Origin of the sequence: Micromonospora sp. NBRC 110038, from assembly GCF_020884815.1 — a bacterium.
Lineage (GTDB): Bacteria > Actinomycetota > Actinomycetes > Mycobacteriales > Micromonosporaceae > Micromonospora > Micromonospora haikouensis.
This window is the reverse complement of record NZ_BBOL01000024.1, coordinates 1-1338: the sequence shown is the minus strand read 5'-3', so window position 1 is coordinate 1338 and position 1338 is coordinate 1. Positions and strand designations below refer to the sequence as shown.

2 pseudogenes are annotated in these 1338 nt (G+C 66.1%); one reads left to right on the top strand and one right to left on the bottom strand.

Annotation, left to right across the window (positions count from 1 at the left end):
- A pseudogene (locus tag LPU61_RS31460) lies at window positions 1–253 on the top strand (hypothetical protein); the annotation flags it as partial.
- Between the two features lie 897 nt (window positions 254–1150).
- Here the strand turns inward: LPU61_RS31460 and LPU61_RS31455 are convergent.
- Window positions 1151–1338: pseudogene (locus LPU61_RS31455) on the bottom strand (LysR family transcriptional regulator); the annotation flags it as partial.

The window sequence follows — 1338 nt, the reverse complement described above, 5'->3', positions numbered from 1 at the left end:
ACCTCGACTCGGCGTACGGCGGCCGGCCCTCGCCAGTCAGAAGGAACTCGCGGTGGCCGTTGATGCCTTCGATGATGGGAGCAGGGCCAGTCATGGCTCAAGCCTATTGGCGGCGCGCGCCCACGATGTCACCGGTGGCCACGGCTGGCTGATCGGCATGCTCGCGCTCACCCGACTGCGCCTGCAAACCTCCGCCGACCCCAACCAGCCCGCGACAGCGGACGGAAGCGCGGTCAAAACTCGCGGAGATTGATCACGACCGAACCGATCAATGGAGTCAGAACTCACGAGTCGCTGGTGTCGCAACTCGCGAGCAGAGCCACCGCCGTCATCGTCGTCAACGGGCTCGCGGTACCGGCGACAACCTGGCCGTCATCGTGCTCCTGGCCGTCGTCGCCGGGTTATGCCTGGCCGGATGGTCGCGCCTGCTCTACAGCCTCATCGACAACGGGAACCGGTGGATCGGCCCGCTGGTCCCGCTGCGGCCTGGCCTGCCAGATACTTCATTGTTTCGTCATGTAACAAGTAGTCGGGAGTCCTGCTCACTCCGACCATCGGCTGATTCTCCACAGTGCCCGCTGACTGCTATAGGATTGCGGCATGAGCACCCATGCTAAGCATGGGTGCCGCGAACATGTGTACGAATCCCCCCTCGGACACCGGTATGTATCATCTGTGCACCGTATGACGTAGCGGTGGTTGAGGGTGCTTGACAACCGCAGAAGCTCGTACGATGCAGGCGGAATCGCTGCCCCTCGTGGCAGGCCTCCCGGAGCGAGAGCTGCGACAACACACGCCGGCTCGGCTGTCGTCCCCGCCGTGGCTCTGCCCGGTCAGCAGACCAGCGCACGTGGTGCTCCTGGGTCTCCTGCCACAGCGATGAGGCGACCTCCGTTACCGCTTCCAACCCTCGCAACTTCCGGATGAGGCCGTCCGACCCTGGGTTCAGCATGATCGCTACGGAGGCGGAGCGACGACGGCCTGCTGGTCGGAGCCGCGTACGGAGGACCGTACCTGCCGGTACCTGGTGGTCGCGCTTGGACCAGGAGCCGCCATCGGAGATCCGCGACGTCGAGAAGCTCGCGGCGCTGGAGCGGATGGTGCACCCGGGCCGGAGAAAGTCCGGAACCGGCACCGAGTTACCTGGCGCTTACGCGGGCGTCGCGGCCAGGGCGAGGAACTCGGCGATCAAAGGGTTGGGGTCGGAGGCGCGGGTGACCAGGACGACCCGGGACGGGGCGATGTCCTTGATCGGCACCGTGGTGAGGTCGGAGCGCAGCGTCGGCCGGCGGTCGCTCTCAGCCAGCACAAGAACGGCCCTCCCCTCGGCGACCATGT